The following is a 21,302-nucleotide window of genomic DNA, read 5'->3' as shown; positions in this document are numbered from 1 at the left end:
TTACGCCACTTGCCGCTCCTCGTGCGGCGAGCTCACCGGCAGCAGCAGCACCGGCACAGGGCTCTGGGCCAGCACCCGCGCCGTGACGCTGCCGGCAAAGCCAGCGCCCCACCGGTTGCGGGCCCGCACGGGCACCACCAGCAGGTCGGCGGCCACCTGCTGCACGCCCGCCAGAATGCCGGCGGCCGGGTCGGGGGCGGGCACGTCGCAGGCGTCGATGGTGAGGTGGCGCAGCGCGAGCCCGCACGATTGCACCGCGTGCAGGGCATCGGCGCCGGAATAGAGGGCGTGGGGCCGCTGCGCGTGCAGCACCGTGAGCCGCGTGGGCAGCGTGAGCAGCAGGGCGTGCATGGTGCGCAGGCCCTGGGCCACCACAAACGGCTCGCCCTCGGCCGCCAGCGCAATGCGGCGGGGCGGCATGCGTCCCGCGGCGGGCGAGGGCACCATCAGCACCGGGAGCGTGCTGGCCTGCAGCGTGCGTTGGGCCTGGCGGGCCAGCTGCTCGGCCGGCGGGCGCGGCAGCACCAGCAGCAGCGCCCCCGAGGCCGAAGACGCCTCGCAGGCCGGCAGCGGGCGGAGGCCGTCGGCCGAAGCGGCTGGGCAGTGCACGGCCAGCCGGGGCGGGGCGGCGCTGCCGGCGGGCCCCTCGGCGAGGGTGGCTGGCAAGAGCCGCGCGGCCAGGAGCTGGGCCAGCGAAGCCGCGTACTGCGTGGCTTCGCGGGTGGGCGGGCTGCCGAGCGTAACGATAGAGGCATCCATGCGGTGCGTGAAAACGGATGGGTGAAGGCCGGTGCCAAGGGCACAGCCCGCCGGTGGGGGGCTGGCGGCGGCAGGATGCAGGCAAAAGTATACGGCCGCTTAACGCAGCAAAATGACTAGGCATAATGCTGTAAATGAGCTTGGTCAATTCTGTGGGCTGCGTAGGGCGGCGGCCCGGCCCGCGGCGCCATGACCGGGCTCACTTTTTGAAATGACGCGGGTCAATGCGCGCCCGACGGCCGCGCGGCCACTTTTACGGCGCTGCGGGCCGGGCCGGCCCGGCGCAGGTGTTTGTTCGTTTTAGCTGCTGTACTTGCCATGGCCCTTGCCGCCGATATCATTGCCCCCGACACGGCCGCGCCGCCGGAAGCCGTGCGGCTAGCCGGCTGCCTGCTGCCCGGCCAGTTTCTGGTGGCTTTCGACCTGTGGCAGCAGCGCTGCTGCTACGCCAGCCCCCAGGCCGAAACCCTACTGGGCTACCCGCACCAGGAAATGAGCCTGGCCCTGCTCTACGACGCCATTCACCCCGACGACCTGCCGCTCGTGACGCGCGCTTCGGAGCTGGCCATGGAGTTTATGCAGCTCTCGGGGCAGGCGGGGGCCGACGGGCCGGCGGGCGCTTCCCCGTCGCCGTTCACCATCTGCTTCAGCATCGACTACCGGCTGCGCTGCCGCAGCGGGCACTACCGGCGGGTGCTGCGCCACAACTTCGTGCTGGCCCACTCCGAGTCGGGGCACCCGCTCGTGACGGGCAGCCTGTTCACCGACATCACGGGCCACAAAACGACCCTCGACGTCCGCTTCAGCCTCGACCACCCCGATTTTGCCCACTGGCTGCGCACCCGCAAAGGGGAGCGCGAGCGCACCGGCGACGAGCTCAGCATCCGGGAGCAGGAAATTCTGGCGCGCATGCTGGCCGGCGAAAGCACCGCTGCCATTGCCGACAGCTTGTTCATCAGCTATTTCACCGTCAAAACGCACCGCCGCAACATCCTGCGCAAGATGAAAGCGCACGGCGGCCGGCTGGCCCACCTCGACGCCGGCATTGTGCAGCTGCTGGCGTAGGCGGCAGCAGCCGCCAGCGCCTCAATACCGCGTGCACCCAAAAGCGGCCCATGCCGAACGCATGGGCCGCTTTTGGGTGAAACCGGGGCTGCCGCGGCACTGCCCGGCGGGCTAAAAGCGCCTTACCGGGGGAGGGGCGGGGGCAGGCGGCGGGGCCCTGCTTATACGTGGCCGGCGCGGGGCGCCGGTGGTGCGGCTTAGCGCGCGTGCGGCGGCGGAAGTGCCGACTGCAAAGGCACGAGGGCGGCCAGGGCCGGGCGGCGGGTGGGAGGCGCCTCGCCCGCGTGCGCCCGCCCCGGCGACTGCGACGGCCGGGGCGGCTGCTCCAGGTGCAACCGGCCCAGCAGCAGCAGAAAAAGCAGCGTGTATTTCATGGCGGCAGGGACGGCACCCGAGCCAAGCAAGAAGATGCCTGTGGGCCGTGGGGTAAAGGTGAGGCGGGGGCCAACGTTGGGTAAATGAGCGATATCAATTTTGCCGGTGAGGCTGCTCATTTCAGGCCCCGTTACCGGCTTTAATATTTGAACAAGCTATTGGTAATCAAAACGCTGATGGCGCGGCTTGCCCCTTTCCGGGGACCCTGGAGGCGATTCGGCGACTGCTTGACGGCTCCGGATTTATCTACCCATCTCAACCCCTTTTCCCTGTGCTCCTGACCATGCCCGAGATACTGGGGCGCGCCCAGCGGCGAGCCGGCCGCCTGCTACGCGAGCTGCTGCCCCACAACGACCACTACCGCCCCCTGGGCGTGCACGCCAGCAGCCGCGCCCTGGCCGCCGCCACCGACGCCGTGCGCTACCGGCCGGTGGTGCCGGCCTTCACCTCGCGCCTGGTCATCCCGGAAGGGTTTTACAAGGCCGTGTCGGTATACGAAAGCACGGCCCACGGCAAGCCCCGCGCCGAAGAGGCCATGCCTGAAGCCTTCGTGCTGGAGCTGCAGGGCGGCCGCCTCTACGCCGACAACTGGGACAGCGTGGCCGTGATTGCGCCCGACAACTACCTGGTGGGTGACGTGTCGTTTCAGCACAACCGGCTGGGCTGGACGCTGACCGCGCCCGAGGCCAACAACATCTTCGCCCAGCGCTACTTCCTGGAGCCCGTGCGGGTGCCGGGCACGGTGCTGAGCCTGCTCTCGGGCGGGGGCGCGGCCATGGGCAACTACTACCACTGGCTCATCGACTCGCTGCCGCGCCTGCACTTGCTGCGCGAGGCGGGCTTGTTCGACGACATCGACTACTTCCTGGTGTACGACCGCAAAAACCAGTTCGTGCTCGACTCGCTCCTGCACCTGGGCATTGCCGATGCGCGCATCATCGACGTGACCACCCACCGGCACCTGCAGGCCGGGCGCCTGCTGGTGACTTCGCCGGTGCGCGCCGGGGGGCGGCACTCGCCGCCGTGGGTGCGCCAGTTTTTGCAGCAGGCCTACCTGCCGGTGCCGGCCGGCACGCGGCGGTTTGCTTCCAGGGTCTACATCAGCCGGCGCGACGCCAGCATGCGCCGCGTGCTCAACGAGGCCGAGGCCGAGCAGATACTGGCCGGGCTGGGGTTTAAGACTTACGTGCTCAGTGACTTGTCGTTCATCGAAAAGGTGGCGCTGTTTAGCGGGGCCGAGGCCATTGTGGCCACGGTGGGCGCGGGCATGGCCAACCTCATGTTTGCCATGCCCGGCACGCCGGTGCTGGAACTGCACCCGCACACCTTCGTCGAGCCCGAGTCGATGGACACGGCCTACCGCGTGGGCCTGCCTTACCACTGGCTCACGTGCCAGCCCAGCTCGGAGCGCAGCACGTCCTACTACCACGCCCGCCACCTCGACCTGTTCGTGGACCCCCGCGAGTTGCTGAACGCCGTGCGCCGCATGCTGCGCCAGGCCGGCAAGGTGTAACCCTTCACCCTTCAACTTCCTGCCTTATGCCACACGTGGTGCTCTCAATCGTGACCTGGAACAGCGCCGAAGTCATCGAAGCGTGCCTGGCTTCGGTGCTGGCCCAAACCTACTCCGACTTTGAGGTGTGGGTGGTCGACAACGCTTCGGCCGACGACACCCGCGTCCGGGTGGCCGCCGTGGCCGCCCGCGACGCCCGCGTGCGGCTGCACCCGCTGCCGCGCAACACCGGTTTCTGCGGCGGCCACAACTACGCCCTCGACCGCAGCCAATCGGCGGCCGTGCTGCTCGTGAACCCCGACATCGAGATGGCCCCCGACTACTTGGCCCGCGCCTTGGCCGCGCTCGGTGCTGACCCGGCCATTGGCACCGTGTGCGGCCTGCTGCTGCAAAGCTCCGACGAGCGGCCGCGCATCGACAGCGCCGGGCTGGTGCGCCTGCCCGACGGGCGCTTCGCCTTGCGCCACCACGGCCGCTACCTGCACGAAACCCCGCTGGCCGCCGGCCCCGTGGACGGCGCCGACGGTGCCCTGCCGTTGTACCGCCGGGCGTTTATCGATGATTTGCGGGTGGAAGGACAGTTTTTCGACGAGCGGTTTTTTGCCCACAAGGAAGACTGGGACATTGCCTGGCGCGGGCAGCTCTACGGCTGGCGCACCGTGTGCGAACCCGCCTGCCGGGCCCTGCACCCGCGCCAGTTCCGGCCCGCCGACTGGCGCCTGCGCCGCCGCCTGAGCGGGGCCATCAAGGCCGATGCCGTGAAAAACCAATGGCTGCTGCTGCTCAAGAACCCCACCGACCGGCAGCTGGCCGGCTACTGGCTGCGGGCGCTGCCCCGGCAGCTGGGCATTTTGCTCTACGCCCTGCTGCTGGAGCGGGCCTCGCTGCGGGCCTACCGCTTTGTGTGGCAGCACCGGGCGGCCATTTGGGCCAGCCGGCGGCTCATTCAGGCGCGGGCGGCGCGGCCGGGGCCGCTGGCCCGCCCCGCACGCGCGGCCGCCGTGCCGCGGCCCGCCGAAGCGGAGCTCACGGCCTGAGGCCGCGCGCCACCTGCGCGAAACCACCTGTTTGCAACAAGCGCCACGGAGAGAAGAACGCGCGGCCCCGCACCCGGGGAGCGCAGTGTAGTTGGCTGGGCGCTGAAGGAAAATTCACAGAATTATTCACTTCTAAATCAGCCATTTTTATGAAAACCAAGCTTTACACGCTGCTTTTGTTGCTGGGCACCTGCTGGTGCCCGGTGCTGCTGTTGGCCGGGGGCAGCGCCCGGGCCGCCACGGTCACGGGCTTTGTGCTGGTGAACGCCGACACCGACCTTGATGTGTGTGCCCTCACGCCGGGCATGACGCTGGATTTGAACACGCTGCCCACCCGCAACCTGAACATCCGGGCCGATGTCGACACCAGCCCAGCGGGCAGCGTGGTGCTCGGCCTGAGCGGCACGGAGGCCTGGACGGCCACCGAAAACGTGCCGCCCTACGCCCTGTTCAGCGACGTGGCGGGCGACTACTTTGCCTGGACGCCGCTGCCGGGTAGCTACTCGCTCACGGCCACGCCCTACGCCGGCGGCAACGGCACCGGCGCCGCCGGCACTCCGCTCACCCTGAGCTTCTCGGTAGTGGATTCGGGCATGGCGGTGGCCAGCTTCACGCTGGTGAACGCCGATACCGACCTCGACATCATGCCCCTGACCAATGGCGCGGCCCTGAACCTGAACGAGCTGCCGGGCAATGGCCTGAACATTCGCGCCAATGCCGCGCTGCCGGCCGCCGGCAGCGTGGTGTTCAGCCTGAGCGGCGCGGAGGCCTGGACGGCCACCGAAAACGTGCCGCCCTACGCCCTGTTCAGCGACGTGGCGGGCGACTACTTTGCCTGGACGCCGCTGCCGGGTAGCTACTCGCTCACGGCCACGCCCTACGCCGGCGGCAACGGCACCGGCGCCGCCGGCACCCCGCTCACGCTCACGTTTAGCGTGGCGGCCAGCCCGCTACCGGTGCAGCTGACGTCGTTCGTGGCCAAGGCGACGGCAGCAAACGAGGTGCAATTGCGCTGGCAAACGGCCTCCGAGCGCAACTGCCGCGAGTTTGAAGTGCAGCGCAGCTCCGACGGGCGGCAGTTTGCCACCGTGGGCCGGGCCGCCGGGCACGGCACCACCCACGTGGCCCAGTCCTACGCCTACTTCGACCGCGAGCTGCCCGGGCAAGCCCCTACGCTCTACTATCGGCTGCGCCAGGTTGATACCGACGGCACGTTCGCGTTTTCGTCGGTGCAGATGGTGGCGGTGCGTAGCGCTGCGGCCGCGCTGCAACTCTACTCGCCGCTGCTGCCCGCCGAGGCCGTGCGCTACAGCTTCTCGGGGCCCCTGGCCGGAGACGAGTACCTGCGGCTCTACAACGTGCTGGGCCAGGGGCTGGGGCAGTTTGCGGTGGCGGCCGGGGGCGCCGGCACGGTGCCCACGGCGGGCTTGGCCTCGGGGGTATACTGGCTGCGGCTGGGCAGCGCACAGGGAGTATACTCGGGCCGCTTTGTGGTGCCGTAGCGGCATCATTGCTTGCTAAGTCGACGCGCCACCCATCGTTTGCCCACTTGAAATTCAACCAGGTAGATGCCCGGCGCCAGCCCGGTGAGGCCCACCGTGGCCGCACCGCCCGCCAGGATGCCTTGCGCCACCAGCTGGCCCCGGGCGCTGCGCACGCGGTAGGCCGTGGCCGCTGGCGCCCACAGCAACACCCCCTCCTGGGCAGGATTCGGAAACAAGCCCGGCCCGGGGCTGGATTCGGCCACGGCCACCACCGGCGAAAAGCTGGCGGCGCCGTTGCCGTCTACCTGCTGCAGGCGGTAGTAGAGCGGCGTGGCCGGGGCAGTGGCGTCGAGGGTGGAGTAGGTGGCCGGCTGCGCAGTGGTGCCCCGGCCGGGCACGGCGGCCACGGTTGCGAACCGAGTGCCGTCGGGGCTGCGCTGCACGGCGAAGCGGGCGTTGTTGTGTTCGCTGGCGGTGGCCCAGCGCAGTTGCACCCCCGTAGCCAGGCGCTGCGCCGCAAAGGCCGTGAGCGTGACGGGCAGGGGCGTGCCGCCGAAAACCTCTTGGTACGCAATGGTCTGGAGGGCCGTGGCGGCGGGCGGGGCAATGTCGAGGTCGATGGCGGCCTGCTCGGTGGGGCCCAGCGTGCGCGGGTCGCGGCCGGTGAGCCGGCCAAACAGCACGCAGGCGTTCAGGTAAGCGCCCCACTTGCTGGGGTGGGAATTGTCGGCGGCCCACAGGTTGACCCGGCCCGCGGGCGGACCAAACGGGTCGCGCAGGGCCACCCCGGCCTGCATGGCCCGCAGCCAGGCATCGCCCACCGGGGCCACGCCCGCAAAGCGCCCGTTGGCGGCCGCCAGTTGGTAGTAGGCGGCGTGCAAGTCCTGGGTCATCACGTCCACGGTAGAGCCCGAATAGGGTTGGTTGGGGAATTCCACCAAATCGGCGCGGGCCCAGGTCTGGTGTAAATACACTCGTGCGGCGGGATTGGCGGCGTGCACGGCCTGTTCGAGCCGGGTGGCGTAATCGGCAAACACGGCGGGCTGGCCGCCCCGCGCCACCGGCAGCGGCAGCAGGCTTTGCTCCTGCAGCACCACGCCGTCCCATTTGCTTTGCCCGATGATGGGCAGCGCGTTGTTGTAGTGGTATTGCAGAGTAACCTCGCTGATGGCTTCGAGGTGCACCTCGTAGTTGAGGCTGGCTTGGGTGGTGAATTTCTTGAAGATGCCCGCCACGCCGCTCCACGGGCCGGGCACGCTTCCGGTGGGGTCTTCGTAGCGCGGGTGGCCGGGCGGCAGTCCCGCGTTTTCGTCAACGATGCCCGCGCGGTTGTAAGTCAGCACCGGGTCGTAGGCGCCGTGCGTGTAGCTATTGCCCACAAACAACACCCGCACCTGCCCCCGGGCCGGCCCAATGAAACCACCTGCCAGGGCCGCCGCCAGGCCACCCCGCAAAAGGGCGCGCCGGGTGGCGGCGCGCCAGGAACAACGTAGATGAAGCATACGCAAGGAAACAGGAGCAAATCGAAAGCCCGACCGCCGCGTTACTCGCGCAGCAGCCGCAACTGGGCCGTGGCCCGCGGCTGGCCGGGGGCCTGGTGGTCGAGCCAAAGCATGTACCACCCAGTGGTGATGCCCGCGGGTGACAGCGGCAGCGGGGCCCGGCCGCCCGAGGCGGTAAGCTCGCCGGTGGCCACCGTGGCCCCCAGCGCCGACAGCACCCGGTAGTGCACCGGCCCCTGCCACTCGGCGGGCAGCACCAGCCAGTAGCGGCCGTCGGGCGAAGGGTTGGGGTAGGCCAGCGCCTGGGTGGGCGCCGCCGAGGGGCTGGCGGCCGCCAGGGCCGGGCGGGCGGCCGGCGGGGCCGCCACGTCGGTCACGCTGAAGCTGATGCTGAGCGCCGTGCCCGCCGTGCCCGCGGCATCGGAGCCCGAGTAGGGCGTGGCTTTGAGGGTGTAGCTGCCCACGGGCGGCGTCCAGGCCGGGTAGTCGCCGCCCGAATCGGCCAGCAGCGAGTAGGGCACCAGGTTTTCGGTGTGGGTAATGGCCTGTGCCCCCGTCAGCAGGAAAGTCACGCTGCCCACCGTGGCGGGGTTGGTGACGGCCCGAACGGCCAGGTTGCGGCTGGGCAGCGCGGCCAGGTTGAGCGTGGCGCCGCTGGCCAGGGGCTGCAGGTCGAGGTCGGTGTCGGCGTTCACCAGCACAAAGCCCGTAACCTGCTGCGGCGTGAAGGTGGCCGTGATGGTTTTGTTGGCCGTCATCAGCACCGTGAGCGGGTTGGTGGTGCCGGTGGCCCCGCCGCCCCAGCCCGTAAACCGAAAGCCCGTGGCCGGCGTGGCCGTGAGCGTCACACTGCTGCCACTGAGGTAATTCGTTGAATTCGGGTTTTTCGTCACCGTGCCGCTGCCCACGACGGTGGTGGTGAGCGTGTAGCGCGTGGTAGTGGCCGTAAACGTGGCCGTGATGGCCTTGTTGGCGTTCATTGTAACAGCAAGCGGGTTGGTGCTGCCCGTGACGGCGCCGCTCCAGCCGCTGAAAGTGTAGCCCGAGGCCGGGGTGGCCGTGAGCGTGACGGCGGTACCACTGGCATAGGCCGTCTGGTTGGGGCTCTTGGTCACGGTGCCACTGCCCACGGTGCTCACCGTCAGGGTGTACTGCGCCACGAAGGTGGCTGTAATGGTTTTGTTGGCCGTCATCGAGATGGTGAGCGGGTTAGTGCTGCCCGTGGCGGCACCGCTCCACCCGCTGAAGGCGTAGCCGGCGGCCGGTGTGGCCGTGAGCGTCACGCTGGTGCCGCCGGGGTAGCTGGTCTGGTTCGGGCTTTTGGCGATGCTGCCGCTGCCCATCACGCTGGTGGTGAGCGTGAACGGCCCCAAGGCCTGGTCTATCACGCTGAAGCCAACGCTCAGGGCGTTGCCCGCCGTGCCGGTGCCGCCCCCGGCGGTGTAGGGCGTGGCCAGCAGCGAGTAGCTGCCCACAGCCGGTGTCCAGGCGTAGTAGGTGCCGGCCGCATCGTCCGAAAACAGCGCGTAGGGCGCCACCGACTCGGTTTGGCTGCGGGTGGCCGTTCCGCTTAGGGCAAATACCACGCTGCCCACCGTGGCGGGGTTGGTGTTGGCCCGGATGTTCAGGTTGCGGCTCGGCAGGGTGGCCAGGTTGAGCACCGCCCCGGCCGTCAGAGCCTGGATGTCGGCCCCCGTGCTCGCGTTCACCAGTGTGTAGCTCACCACGCTCTGCGCCGACGAAGTGGCCGTGAACGTGGCCGTGATGGCCTTATTGGCGTACATCGTAATGGTGAGCGGGTTGGTGCTGCCGCTGGCCGCGCCGCTCCACCCGCTGAAGGCGTAGCCCGTGGCGGGCGTGGCCGTAAGCGTCACGCTCGTGCCGCTGGAGTAAGTGGTCTGGCTGGGGCTTGCGGCCACGGTGCCGCTGCCCACTGTGCTGGTGCTGAGCGTAAACGGCCCGGTGGCCGCGCCGTCCGTCACCGAAAAGCTGATGGTCAGGGCCTGGCCGGGCGTGCCGGTGCCGGCCGCGGCCGGATAGGGCGTGGCCGTGAGGACGTAGTTGCCCACGGGCGGCGTCCAGGGGAAATAATTGCCGCCATCGTCCGAAAACAGCGCGTACGGCACCACGTTTTCGGTGGCATTCTGGGTGGCCGCGCCGCTCAGGCTGAACACCACGCTGGCCGTGGTGGCCGGGTTGGCATTGGCTCTGATGTTGAGGTTGCGGGTGGGCAATGTGGCCAGATTCAACACTGCGCCATTCACCAGCGACTGAATGTCGGTGTCGTCGTCGGCGTTCACCAGGGTGAAGCTAGTGGCGTTGCAATCGGGGTTGAGGCGCACTTCCTGGGTGGTGGCCAGGCCGGCGGCATCGGTGACGGTGAGCAGGATGCGGTAGTAAAAGGTTTCGGCGCCGCAGCCGTAGGGCACGATAGTGGTGCTGGTCTGGCGGGTGGTGTCAATGGGGTCGGGGTGCTCGTGGGTGGCGTGGTGCAAGAAGGTTTGCCACTGGTAGCTCAGCAGGTGGCCGCTGTGCTCGGCGTCGGTCACGGCGGCGCGCAGCTGGTACACGGTGTTGCTGGTGAGCGGGTATAGCGTGCCCACCGCCGGGCTCGTGATGGTGACCTGCGGCGGCGTGTTATTAGCCGAAACCAGCACCGTGGCTTGGTTGCTCAGGCTTTGGGCGTTGGTCACGGTAAGCGTCACGCGGTAGGCCGTGGGGGCGTTGGTGGGCGTGGTGAAGGTGTGCGCCGGGTTGGCCGCCGTGCTGATGGTGCCGTCGCCAAAATTCCAGAGGTAGGTGAGCGCGCTGCCGGCCGGGTCGGTCGAGTTGCTGCCCGTGAACTGCACCGCCAGCGGGCTGGGGCCGTAGGTTTTGTTCACCGAAGCCACGGCCACGGGCGGCGCGCCGGTGGTACCGTAGCTGATTTTGCGAATCTCCGAAGGATAGAAATTGACGTAGAACAGGCCAGTTTCGCCGGGGCTGGTGGCGAAAGCCACCGGCACCGCGCCGCTGGGCACGAAGTCGTTCACGGCGCTGGGCTGGTTGGTGCCGCTCACCGCGAGGCTGCGCACCCAGCCGCCCACGTAGTCGCCAAAAAAGTAGGTGTTGCGGTACTGCGCCGGCCAGTCGGCGTAGGGGTAAAACACGCCGCCCGTGGCCGCGCTGCCCCCAAACGGCGACCCGCTCACCGGCGAGCCCGCCGCCCCGATGTTGGCCGTGGCCGCCACCCCGCCGCTGAAAACGCCCGTGCGCGCCGGCCCGCTGGTGTTGTGGTTCCAGTCAATCAGCGGCCGGGTGTGCACGAAGGTGGGCACCGCGGCCGGCACCGTCTGGGCCGTGTTGCAGGGGTTGGGGAAGGTGGCCGTGCCCGTGGGCGTTTCCTGCTTAATCAGGTCCCGGAAGCTGAAATACTGCTGCGTGCAGCTGCCCGTGCCGTAGAGCGGGTTGGGCGCGTCGAGGTTGGCCACGCTAGCGTTTTGGAACACAGTGAACGGCGTCAGCCCCTCAAACAGCGGCCAGCCGGCGTTCACGCGGGGCCGGTCCACCACGTGCACTTCCTCCCAGGTGGCGGCCCCCACATCGCCGAGGTAAATGGTGCCGGGGTTGGCGGCCGCGGGGTCGGGGCTGCCGGTGCCGGGCTTCAGCGCCATCCGGAAGGGATTGCGGAAGCCCAGCGCCCACACCTTCGAGCGCGGCGCGTTGGGGTTGGCCGCGTCGTAGAACGGGTTGCTGGGCACGCCGGCCCCGGTGGCCGGGTTGATGCGCAAAATCTTGCCATTGAGGCAGTCCACTAGCTGGGCGCGCAGCGAGCCCACGTTTTCCTTGGGCCGGATGATGCCATCGGCCTGGGCTTGAGCGGCGTAAGTCAGGTTGTAGTTGCCCATGTCCTGGTAGGGGTGGGCGCCGTCGCCGGTGGCAATGAGCAGCGTGCCGTCGGTGCCAAACGCCAGCGCGGCCGTCACGTGGCCGTTGAAGGTGGAGGGGATGCCGGTGGTCTTGGTGGCGCCCAGCAGCACCAGGCGGCTAGCCAGGTTCACGGTGTAGCCGGTGCCGGCGGGCACGGCCGTGTAGCGCGTGAGCCGCCCGATGGTGGCACTGTAGTAGTCGTTGGTGGTGGCGCTGTAGCTGGCCGTGCCGAAGTTGAGCAGGTAGTGCCGGTCCACCACGTACAGCAGGTAGAAATAGCCGTTGCTGTCGAAATTGGGGTCGAGGGCGAAGCCCAGCAGGCCGTGGTCTTCCCAGGCGCCCACTTCCTCCCGGATGTCGATGAGCAACTGGCGCTGGCCGTTGGCCACCGTCCACACCCGGCCGGGCCGCTCCCACACAAACATGCGGCTGCCCGTGCTATTGAACGTCAGCCCCACCGCTTCGTCCCAGCCCGCCGACACGGTGGTCGAAACAAAGCCCGTTGGGGGCGTTTGGGCCAGCAATGGACTACTGAACAAGAGCAGCAGGAGGAGCAGAGACGTTTTCATGGCGATGGAGGAAAGGAGAAAGGATGGGTCTATTTGGCCGTCTTGCAGCGCGTGACAACTTGCGAGGGGGCGTTCTGGCGGGCGCCTCACCCCCCGGCCCCCTCTCCTCAGGGAGAGGGGGAGCCGCGGCAGTGCGGGGTCTCTAGGTAGTCGGGACACAAGCCAGCCGGAAAGAATTTTTAACTGTCTCCTGGCTCCCCCTCTCCCTGAGGAGAGGGGGCCGGGGGGTGAGGCGCCCCGCCAGAACGACCCCTCACAAGATGCCCTTTTATTCAATGCGCACGCTGTGCCGATTGAACAGGCAGAAGAGCTTGGGCAACGGGTCGCCCAGGAAGCTCATGAGGCTGGTGTTGCCGAAGGTGAAGCGCACCTTGTCGCGCAGCCGCGACAGGTATTTGTACTTCAAGAAGTTATTGAACGGGATGTAGCGGCCCAGCGCGAAGGCGGGCCTCGCCACCGGCCGGTTGAGGGCCGCCAGGCAGGCCAGCACCGGGAAGTTGACCTTGGCCGTGACGGCCGAGCCCACCACCGTGAGCCAGAAGCGCGGGTTGATTTCGATGACGTTGATGGCCCCGCTGTCGGCGTCGTAGCGCAGGTCGAGGTGGGCCACGCCGTTCCAGCGCAGGGCCGTCATCAGGCGGTCGACCACGGCCAGCACGGCGTCGTTTTTCACAAACTCAATGGCCTGGGTGGGTGCGTAGGCATTGGCCGCCGGCAGCAGCCCGCGTTGCACCGAATAGGCAAGCAGCTGCCCGTCCTTGTAGAGCACGTTGCAGTCGATGTCGTAGCCTTCCAGGTAGGTCTGGATGATGTATTTGCAGCCTGGCGGCAGCTGGGCCACGCGCTCCAGCAACGGCCCGGATTCCCGAAACAGCTCGATGCCAAGGCCGCCTTCGCCGCCGGTGGGCTTCAGCAGCACCGGGAAGCGCAGGGTGGCCAGCTGCTCGGGCAGGTGCTGGCCGATGTTGGTGATGGTTTGGGGGCCGGGAATGTCGTGGCGGCGCATGAAGCCGGCCAACCAGCTTTTGTCGGCCGCTATTTCGTAGGCGTGGGCGCTGGGCAGGGGCAGCACGCGCAGCGCCGTTTCCAGGGCCGGGTGGTGGGCAATGCAGAAGCGCATGCCTTCCACGTCGATGGGCAGCAGCACCTGGGCGGCCGTGCGCGCGGCCACCTGCTGCACAAAGGGCACAAAATCAGCGTCGAACGCACCCTGGGGCTGGCGGTGGTGCGAGCGCACGTAGCGCGAGTAGCGAAACGGGCTCGTGGCATCGCGCGACACCATGTGGACGACCATGCGCTCGTCCCGGCTCAGGCAAAACAGCACGGCGGCCGTCAGCCGGTATTCGCCCTCCAGCACCAGTACGATGAGCTTTTCCATGGGTGTAATTGTGGGAATTTGAAGTTGTAGGATTGGAAAAAGACCGTCATGCTGAGCGAAGTCGAAGCATCTCGCTCGCGCCGTTGGCGGGCAGGCGTGGCGCCTCACCCCCGACCCCTCTCCCAAGGGAGAGGGGAGCCTGACAAAGCGGGAGAGATGCTTCGGCTCCGCTCAGCATGACGGTCTTTTTGGTCGTTTTCGCGGCCGTTAACTGCTCAGCTGCCCTTGGCCTTTTCCATCAGGAAGTAGGCGAAGTGGTGGTCGTTGTTGAGGGGCTGCACCGGCTCCAGGTACAGCAGTTGGGGCTCGAAGCCGCACTCGCGGGCCATCGTCCAGAACTCCTCGATGAAGTAGGTGGTCATGTTGCCCAGGTTTTTGGAGTAGCCCCAGCGGTACGACATGCTGTTGAGCTTGTGCGTGCTGTACTTTATCTGAATGAAGGCCAAGCCTTCATCGGCCAGCAGCTCGTGAATGGTGCGCAGCACCCGCCGGCCGTATTCCTTCGAGGGCAGCAACTCAAACACGTAGGTCGAGAGCACCAGGTCGCAGGGCTTGTCGATGAGGCGGGCCACGCGCTCGGGCTCGGGGGCCTGAAAGAGCACCGGCTCGAAGTTGTGCAGGCCCAGGGCTTCCACTTGCCGGTTGCATTCGGTCAGGCTGGCCTCGGTGATGTCGACGCCGTAGTAGCAGGCCGCTCCGGGCGCGAAATGCACGGCGCAGGTGCCGCCCCCGCAGCCCCAGTCCAGAATGCGGCGCGGCTTCTTGCTTAGCCAGTCCTCGCCCGCCAGCCGGTAGAAAATGCGCAGGCTGTTCTGGCCCAGGCCCACCCAGCGCGAGTCGTCGGCGAAGATGCTCTGGCCGCGGAAGTGGGCCGGGCCGCCGTCGCGCCCTTGGTTCGAGAGGTTGTTCCAGAAGGCCTGCGAGTCGGCAATGATTTTGTCTTCCGGCTCGCGGATGCCCGCGTAGTTGTCCAGCAGCCGGCGGCTGACGCGAATAATTCGCTCGATGTAGCGGTGCATGACGAAGGAGGGCACGGAAAGCCAGGAGGACTTGCGTAAAAGAGGGTTCATGGGGCGCCAAATGGTTAGTTGTAAGGGCGGTACACGGGCTGCACAGGGCGGCCCAAGAGGTAGCGGTCGAGGCCCTCGTTGAGGGCGCGGCGGTACACGCCCAGCGCCTCGTGCACGCGGGCCACGGTCTGGTCCACGATGCTGGCCGTGTGGGCGTAGCTGATGACGAAGGAGGGCAGCAGCAATCCCCGGCGCATGGTTTCTTGCAAAAACAGCGTCCGGAAGCCCTGCGAGGGCTGGCCGTCGGCGTCGCGGGTGCCGTAGGCCAGGCAGCAGGGCGAGCCAACTACCTGGAAGTAGGGGGCCACGTCCTGGTCGCGGGCGGCGGCTTCGAGGCCCTCGCGCAGGCGCCGGCCCTGCTCGTGCAGGTGGGCCACCACGGGCTCCAGGGTGTAGGTGCGCATCACGGTGCGGGCCACGGCCAGGGCGTGGGTTTCGGCCCCGTAGGTGGTCGAGAGCAGGAACACCCGCTCGCGCTGGTGCTGCAGGCCGCCCAGCTCCATCAGCTCGCGCCGGCCGGTGAGGGCCGCAATGGCAAAACCGTTGCCGAGGGCCTTGGCGAAGGTGCTCAAATCGGGCCGCACGCCGTGCACGGCCTGGGCGCCGCCGTGGTGCCAGCGAAAGCCGGTGATGATTTCGTCGAAAACCAGCACCGTGCCTTCCTGGTCGCACAGCCGGCGCAGGCCGGCCAGGAAGCCGGGCGCCGGCGGCACGTCGCGCTCCACCTCCAGGATGACGGCGGCCAGCTGGCGCGGGTGCTCGGCAAAGAGCTGCTCCACGCCGGCCAGGTCGTTGTAGCGAAAGCGCAGCGTGAGGGCGCGCACAGCATCCGGCACGCCCGCCGCCACGGGCGTGGTGCCCATAAACCAGTCGTCGGTGGAGAAAAACGGATGGTCGGCGCAGCAGGCCACCAAGTCGCGCCCGGTGTGGGCGCGGGCCAGCTTGATGGCCGCCGTGGTCACGTCGGAGCCGTTTTTGGCAAACTTCACCATGTCGCCGGCCTGCGTGAAGGCCAGAAATTCCTCGGCCGCGCTCAGCTCCAGGGTGGTGGGGCGGCCCAGGTTGGTGCCGCGCGTCATGGCGCGGTGGGCGGCCTGCACCACGGGGGCGTAGGCGTGGCCCAGCGTCACGGCGCGCAGCCCCATGCCGTACTCAATAAACTCATTGTCATCCACGTCCCACACCCGGCAGCCGCGCCCGCGCACCAGGTACGGGGCCATGAACTCGGGGAACTGGTCGTCGCCCTTGGCGTAGGTGTGGCTGCCGCCCGGAATGGCGGCGTGCAGCCGCTCCTGCAGCAGGCGCGAGCCCCGAAAATCGTTGGGTGTCAGGAGTTGCGGGTTGTCCACGGGCAAGGCGTGGAGCGGGGGAGGGGAAGCAGCGGTCATGGCGCAGGGTCGGGAACGGGCGTGAGCAGGTCGTGGGCCAGCAGCAGGTCGGCGGCGTGCTGCAGCTGGGCAAAGGGCAGGCCCGAGCGGTCGGCGATGTCGAGCAGGCTGTGCTGCCCGTCGGACAGGTTGAGCACCCACAGCAGCGCACGCTGGGCGCGGGCCGCGTCGGGGCTGCCGCTCACGGCGGCGTAGAGGCCGCGGCGACCCAGCGCGGGCTCGCCGTAGGGGCTCAGGTTCTGGTAGCGGCGGTTGGCTTCCAACACGCTCGCCACGCTTTGCACCAGGTGCAGGGAGTCGAGCAACGCCTCGGGCCGCACAAAATCCAGGTCGTCGGCCGAGGTGTGGTATTCCGGAAACTGGCCGTAGGGCGTGCGCGACAGGCAGCCCACCGGCAGGTCGAAGCCCGGCGAGCAGTACTGCCGCTCGTCGTAGCCGTAGGGTTCGAACTCCGCCACGCGGTGCGGCACCGCCGCCTCGCGCAGGGCCAGCGCCACGGCGCGGTCCACCACGGCGGTGCCGCGGCGCGATTTTTTGTAGGTGAAGCCACCCGCTTCGCCCAGCAGGCTCAGCACCAGCCCGTGCCGGATGCGGGCCACGGCCTGGGCGTTGGCACTCAGCCAGGTGATGGCCCCGATGGTGCCGGGCGCAAACACGAACCGGTAGCTGTAGCGGCACGGCTGCTCCCGCAGGTGCTGGGCCAGAAACGTGGCCACCGCAATGCCCGAGAGGTTGTCGTTGGCCAGCGAGGGGTGGCACACGTGGCTCGAAACCAGCACCTCTTCCTCGGTTTCGCCGGGCAGCAGCAGCTCGCCGTAGGTGAGCGCGCCGGGGGCCAGCGTGCTGTCGATGCACACCTCGTAGGTGGGCTCGGCCAAGGCTTCCAACTGCTCGTGCGCCAGGCAGAAACCCCAGGTTTCGGCGTAGTAGGCCGTGCGGTAGGGGATGAGCTGCGGCTGCTCGGGCAGCGAGTACAAATGCTGTTTCAGCTCTTCCAGCGCGTAGGTGCCGCGCACCGGCAGGCTGTAGCCCAGCACGTGCAGGTTGTGCCGCCGGAAGTCCACCACCCGCTCGCCGCGCCCGTTCTTAATCCAGGCGTCGCGGATGTTCCACTCGCGGGGCACCTCCCAATCCAGCACGGGCGTGCCGGTGGGCACCTCGTGCACCTGCAGGTCGGGGAGGTATTCCTGCAGAATGGCCAACGTCTGGCGCACGCCGTCGCCCGTGATGCTCCGGCAAATGGGGTAGAGCCGGCGCACCAACGCGTGCAGGTCCTCGCCGCGGGCGGCGGGCGGCGCCGCGGCGGGCGCCAGGGGAAGAACGTCGGCAAGCAGACTCATGACAAGCAGAAAAAAAGGCGAGAAAGGGCAGCGGGGTAACTATCCGGATTTAAGCAAAAACCCGGGGCTCGGGAATGGGCACCACAAACTGCCCGCCCCACTCGCGGATGACGGCCATCTGGGCCATGATTTCCTCGCGCAGGTTCCAGGGCAGAATCAGGAGGTAATCGGGGCGCGTTTCCAGGATGTGGCTGGGGTCGAGGATGGGGATGCGGGTGCCGGGCAGGAAATTGCCCTGCTTGTGCGGGTTCAAATCCACGGTGTAGTCCACGAAATCGGTCCGGATGCCGCAGTAGTTGAGCAGGGTGTTGCCCTTGCCGGGAGCCCCGTAGCCGGCCACCGTCTTGCCGGCGCGCTTGGCCTCGATGAGGAATTCGAGCAGCTTGCGCTTGGTTTCGCGCACCTGCTCGGCAAAGTCGGCGTAGAAGCCCAGGTCGCACACGCCGGCGGCCATTTCGCGGTTGCGCAGGTCGGCCACGGCCGGGGTCACGGCCAGGTGCGGGGCGGTGGCCGCCGCGTGCCGGGCGTAGATGCGCAGCGAGCCGCCGTGGGTGGGCAGCTCCTCCACATCGAACAGGGTGAGGCCGTGGGCGGCAAACACGCGCTCCACCGTGAAGAAGGAGAAGTAGCTGAAATGCTCGTGGTAGATGGTGTCGAACTGCCGCCCTTCGATGAGCCGCAGCAGGTGCGGAAATTCCATCGTGATGACACCCTCCGGCTTGAGGGCCAGGCGCAGGCCGTCCACGAAGTTGTTGAGGTTGGGCACGTGGGCCAGCACGTTGTTGCCGATGAGCAGGTCGGCCGGGCCGCAGCCGTCGATGAGCTCGCGGGCCGTGGCGCTGCCAAAAAAGCGGCGCAGCGTGGGCACGCCCTTTTGCTCGGCCGCGCGGGCCACGTTGCCGGCCGGCTCCACGCCCAGCACCGGAATGTCCTTTTCCAGAAAATACTGCAGCAGGTAGCCGTCGTTGCTGGCCACTTCCACCACCAGGCTGCTGCCGTTCAGGCCAAACCGCTCGGTGGCCATGGCGCAGTACTGCCGGGCGTGCTGCAGCCACGACGACGAGTACGACGAGAAGTAGGCGTAGTCTTGGCGGAACACCTCGTCGGGCTCCACAAACTCGCCCACCTGCACCAAAAAGCACTCTTCGCACACGTAGGCGTGCAGCGGGTAGAAGGCTTCGGCGTGGGCAAACCGCTCGGGGGTCACGTGGTCCTGGCACAGCGGCGAGGTGCCCAAATCAACGAACGTGTGGCGCAGCGGCGTGCCGCAAAAGCGGCAATAGCTGGCAGGGCTGGGCGCCACGGCTGTGGCCGGCGCACCGGCCGCAGCAGGCGGCAACGGCAGAGCAGAGGCAGCAAAGGAGGTTTCCATCGAGAAAAAGAAAGGTGAGCAAAAGAAGAAAAAGCGGGCTGGCTCGGCCGGGCCGGCCTAGCGTTTTTGGGCCACCGAGGGCGACGCCACCGGCTCGGGCAGCGGCCCGCCGGCCAGCAGCCGCGGCCGCAGGCGGTCGGCCGCCGTGTCGACCTGCGCCCGAATCTGGGCCAGGGCCGCGCGCAGGGCCTCGGCGTCGGACAGGGGCGGGGCTTCGGCCTGCGAGTAGCCGTGGTACATGGCCACCTTCACGGCCGAGGTGCCGGTGCCCTCGTACTCGCCCAGCACGTTGCCGTCGGCGTCCAGCACCTGCAGCTGCGCCGTGAGGGTGGTGCGGTAGGTTTCGAGGGGCACGCCCAGCAGGCTCGGCGTGAGCAGCGTGACCACCTGCATGGTTTGGAGCGCGCGGCCGGTGCGCCGCACGTTGGCCCGCGTCACCTGCAGGCGGGCGTAGCCGAAGGCGTGTGGCGCGGGGCTTTCGGCCAGGTTGGCGTGCAGCTCGCTTCGCCACAGCTGCAGCAGCTCGGCGGGCTGCGTGGCGTCGGTGCGGGCCAGTGCGCCCAGCTCGGCCACGGCCTCCAGGGGCGGCAGGCGGTGGGCATTGGCCGCCGGGGGCACCTGCCACAGCGCCGGCCCCGCCGACACGCAGGCCGTCGCGGCCACGCCAATCAATCCCATCCAGCAGCACAACAACGGTTTCATAGGAAGTCTGTGTTAAAGTCCGACAATGAAAAAATGAGGGCGGCAACCCGGGGCGCGGGCGGCTTAGTGGACGCTGGCGCTCAGCAGCTCGGCGGGCAGCGCGGGGCGCCGGGTTGCGGGCGGCTGCCAGTCGGGGTAATTCAGGTCTTTGGCCGAGATGAGCTGGGGGCGCACCGGCCAGCGAATGCCCAGGGCGGGGTCGTTCCAGCGCAGGCCGCGGGCAGCGCTGGGCTCGTAGCAGGCCGACATCAGGTAGCTCACGTCGGTGTGGGGCGCCAGCGTGAGGAAGCCGTGGGCGCAGCCGCCCGGCACCAGCAGCTGCTGGTAGCCGGTGGCCCACAGCTCCACGCCCAGCCACTGCCCGCAGGTGGGCGAGTCGGGCCGCAGGTCCACCACCACGTCATAAATGGCCCCGCGGGTGCAGCGCACCAGCTTGGTTTCTTCGTAGGGCGCGGCCTGGTAGTGCAGCCCGCGCAGCGTGCCCGGCCGTGGGTTCACCGACACGTTGGCCTGCGCCACCGTCATGGCAATGCCGTGCTCGGCCAGCTCGCGGGTGCACCAGGTGCGGGCAAAAAAGCCCCGTTCGTCTTCCAGGCGGTCCACGTCGACGAGGAAAACACCCGGCAATTTGGTGGCGGTGAGCTGCATGGCAAACGCGAAAGCTGGCGCAGCCGGGCGGGCTGCAGGGTGAGGGAAACGAAACGGCCAGGCGGCCTCAGGCCGGCACCGGTGCGGCGGGGCGCAGGGTGGCCGGCGCCGGGCGGGGCATCGGCGCCCAGGTCAGGTCGGGGGTCAGGTCGCCCTGCTCCACCAGAACTTTCAGCACCCGCAGGCGCATCAGCCGCGAGGTGCGGAAATCGGGGTCGATGAACCACATTTCCAGCAGCTTGCCGGTGAGCTCGGCAATGGTGGCGTCGAGGCTCATCAGGGGCTGGTGCTCGGGGGCCAGCTGCCGAAACAGGTCGAAGTCGACGCGGTACGACCGGCGGTCGGGGGCGCCGGTCGGGCTCAGGCGCACCTTGGTGTCGGGCCGGTTGCGGGCCACGGCCTCGGCCAACTCGCGCACGCGGTAGTTCCAGGCATTGCTGCCCACGTTCAGGGCCAGAAACGGCCCGCCCAGCGGGCGGTGGGTGGCCCAGAGCACCGCGCGGGCCATGTCGCGCACGTGGATGAGGGGCCGCCAGGGCGTGCCGTCGCTCAGGATAGTGATTTCGCCGGTGGCCACGGCGCTGGCCACAAAGTCGTTGAGCACCAGGTCGAGGCGCAGCCGCTCGCTCCAGCCGCAGGCCGTGGCAAAGCGCAGGCAGGTCACCCGAAACTTATCGTCGGCCAGCGCGGTCAGGTCACGCTCGGTGGCCACCTTGGAGCGGGCGTAGGCCGTGAGCGGGTTCAGGGCCGCGTCTTCCGACTTCCATTCGTCGCCGCCCAGGCCGTACACGCTGCACGAGCTGGCAAACACAAACGCGCGGGCGCCGTGGGCCTTGGCCACGCGCGCCAGGTGCACGCTGGCCTCGTGGTTCACGGCCATGGTCACGTCTTCGTAGGCTGTGCCCATGGGGTCGTTGGAAATGGCGGCCAGGTGCACCACCACGTTCACGCCCGTGAGCAGGCCGGAAGGCAGGTGGCGCACGTCGCCGAACACCTGGCGGTCGAGGCACACTTCGGGCAGCGGGGCCGGGCCGGTGAGGCAGTGGGCAAACAGGCCGAGGTCGTACCCAATCAGCTCGGCGTCGGGAAAGGCCTGCCGGAGCTGGCGCACCACGCCGGGGCCCACGTAGCCCAGGTTGCCGGTTATCAGAATGCGAGGAGAATCCATGACGCAAAGCGGGAGAGGCGCCG

At 68.5% G+C, this 21,302-nt stretch carries 16 protein-coding genes; 4 read left to right on the top strand and 12 right to left on the bottom strand.

Features of this window, described 5'->3' with window-relative positions; translation table 11 throughout:
* Complete coding sequence (locus JAO73_RS15280) at positions 1-759, bottom strand: universal stress protein (protein WP_198978006.1); 759 nt, start codon at positions 757-759, stop codon at positions 1-3.
* A gap of 318 nt (positions 760-1,077) precedes the next feature.
* On the opposite strand from JAO73_RS15280, the gene JAO73_RS15275 reads away from it, so the two are divergent.
* The gene (locus JAO73_RS15275) at positions 1,078-1,824 is read left to right on the top strand and encodes a LuxR C-terminal-related transcriptional regulator (RefSeq protein ID WP_198978005.1); all 747 of its coding nucleotides are present in this window, start codon (positions 1,078-1,080) and stop codon (positions 1,822-1,824) included.
* Positions 1,825-2,021: 197 nt separating this feature from the next.
* Here the strand turns inward: JAO73_RS15275 and JAO73_RS15270 are convergent, their stop codons facing one another.
* A complete protein-coding gene (locus tag JAO73_RS15270) occupies positions 2,022-2,198 on the bottom strand; it encodes a hypothetical protein (protein ID WP_198978003.1) in 177 nt (58 codons plus the stop codon).
* 284 nt (positions 2,199-2,482) lie between these two features.
* Between JAO73_RS15270 and JAO73_RS15265 the strand changes: the two genes are divergently transcribed.
* The 3 genes from JAO73_RS15265 (at position 2,483) to JAO73_RS15255 (ending at position 6,251) form a co-directional block, all read left to right on the top strand.
* The gene (locus tag JAO73_RS15265; RefSeq protein ID WP_198978001.1) at positions 2,483-3,712 is read left to right on the top strand and encodes a glycosyltransferase family 61 protein; all 1,230 of its coding nucleotides are present in this window, start codon (positions 2,483-2,485) and stop codon (positions 3,710-3,712) included.
* A 35-nt stretch (positions 3,713-3,747) separates the two neighbouring features.
* Positions 3,748-4,749, top strand: coding sequence for a glycosyltransferase (locus tag JAO73_RS15260; protein ID WP_198977999.1), 1,002 nt, complete (start codon positions 3,748-3,750; stop codon positions 4,747-4,749).
* Positions 4,750-4,898: 149 nt separating this feature from the next.
* Entirely contained in the window at positions 4,899-6,251 is a 1,353-nt protein-coding gene (locus tag JAO73_RS15255) for a T9SS type A sorting domain-containing protein (RefSeq protein WP_198977998.1), read from the top strand.
* Positions 6,252-6,256: 5 nt separating this feature from the next.
* On the opposite strand, the gene JAO73_RS15250 is transcribed toward JAO73_RS15255, so the two are convergent.
* From JAO73_RS15250 to JAO73_RS15205, 10 genes are all read right to left on the bottom strand, one after another.
* Positions 6,257-7,735, bottom strand: coding sequence for an SGNH/GDSL hydrolase family protein (locus tag JAO73_RS15250; protein ID WP_198977996.1), 1,479 nt, complete (start codon positions 7,733-7,735; stop codon positions 6,257-6,259).
* A 41-nt stretch (positions 7,736-7,776) separates the two neighbouring features.
* The gene (locus JAO73_RS15245; protein WP_198977991.1) at positions 7,777-12,213 is read right to left on the bottom strand and encodes an InlB B-repeat-containing protein; all 4,437 of its coding nucleotides are present in this window, start codon (positions 12,211-12,213) and stop codon (positions 7,777-7,779) included.
* Positions 12,214-12,481: 268 nt separating this feature from the next.
* Positions 12,482-13,591, bottom strand: a complete 1,110-nt coding sequence (locus JAO73_RS15240; protein WP_198977989.1) for an ATP-grasp domain-containing protein — start codon at positions 13,589-13,591, stop codon at positions 12,482-12,484.
* Between the two features lie 215 nt (positions 13,592-13,806).
* Positions 13,807-14,661: a class I SAM-dependent methyltransferase gene (locus tag JAO73_RS15235; RefSeq protein WP_198977987.1), complete on the bottom strand. Its 855-nt coding sequence runs from the start codon at positions 14,659-14,661 to the stop codon at positions 13,807-13,809.
* Positions 14,662-14,675: 14 nt separating this feature from the next.
* On the bottom strand, positions 14,676-16,049 hold the full coding sequence (locus JAO73_RS15230) for a glutamate-1-semialdehyde 2,1-aminomutase (protein ID WP_198977985.1): 1,374 nt from the start codon (positions 16,047-16,049) through the stop codon (positions 14,676-14,678).
* The gene (locus JAO73_RS15225; protein WP_198977983.1) at positions 16,046-17,389 is read right to left on the bottom strand and encodes a DUF4910 domain-containing protein; all 1,344 of its coding nucleotides are present in this window, start codon (positions 17,387-17,389) and stop codon (positions 16,046-16,048) included. The genes JAO73_RS15230 and JAO73_RS15225 overlap by 4 nt, the downstream gene beginning before the upstream one ends.
* Before the next feature lie 49 nt (positions 17,390-17,438).
* Complete coding sequence (locus JAO73_RS15220) at positions 17,439-18,761, bottom strand: class I SAM-dependent methyltransferase (RefSeq protein WP_198977982.1); 1,323 nt, start codon at positions 18,759-18,761, stop codon at positions 17,439-17,441.
* A 57-nt stretch (positions 18,762-18,818) separates the two neighbouring features.
* Complete coding sequence (locus JAO73_RS15215; RefSeq protein WP_198977981.1) at positions 18,819-19,463, bottom strand: hypothetical protein; 645 nt, start codon at positions 19,461-19,463, stop codon at positions 18,819-18,821.
* Positions 19,464-19,526: 63 nt separating this feature from the next.
* Positions 19,527-20,111: a dTDP-4-dehydrorhamnose 3,5-epimerase gene (gene rfbC, locus JAO73_RS15210; protein WP_198977980.1), complete on the bottom strand. Its 585-nt coding sequence runs from the start codon at positions 20,109-20,111 to the stop codon at positions 19,527-19,529.
* Positions 20,112-20,178: 67 nt separating this feature from the next.
* Positions 20,179-21,279: an NAD-dependent epimerase/dehydratase family protein gene (locus JAO73_RS15205; RefSeq protein WP_198977979.1), complete on the bottom strand. Its 1,101-nt coding sequence runs from the start codon at positions 21,277-21,279 to the stop codon at positions 20,179-20,181.
* Positions 21,280-21,302 lie beyond the last annotated feature (23 nt).

The organism is Hymenobacter miniatus (genome assembly GCF_016427455.1).
Lineage (GTDB): Bacteria > Bacteroidota > Bacteroidia > Cytophagales > Hymenobacteraceae > Hymenobacter > Hymenobacter armeniacus.
The sequence above is the reverse complement of the archived record's forward strand: the minus strand, read 5'-3'. Positions and strand labels throughout refer to the sequence as shown.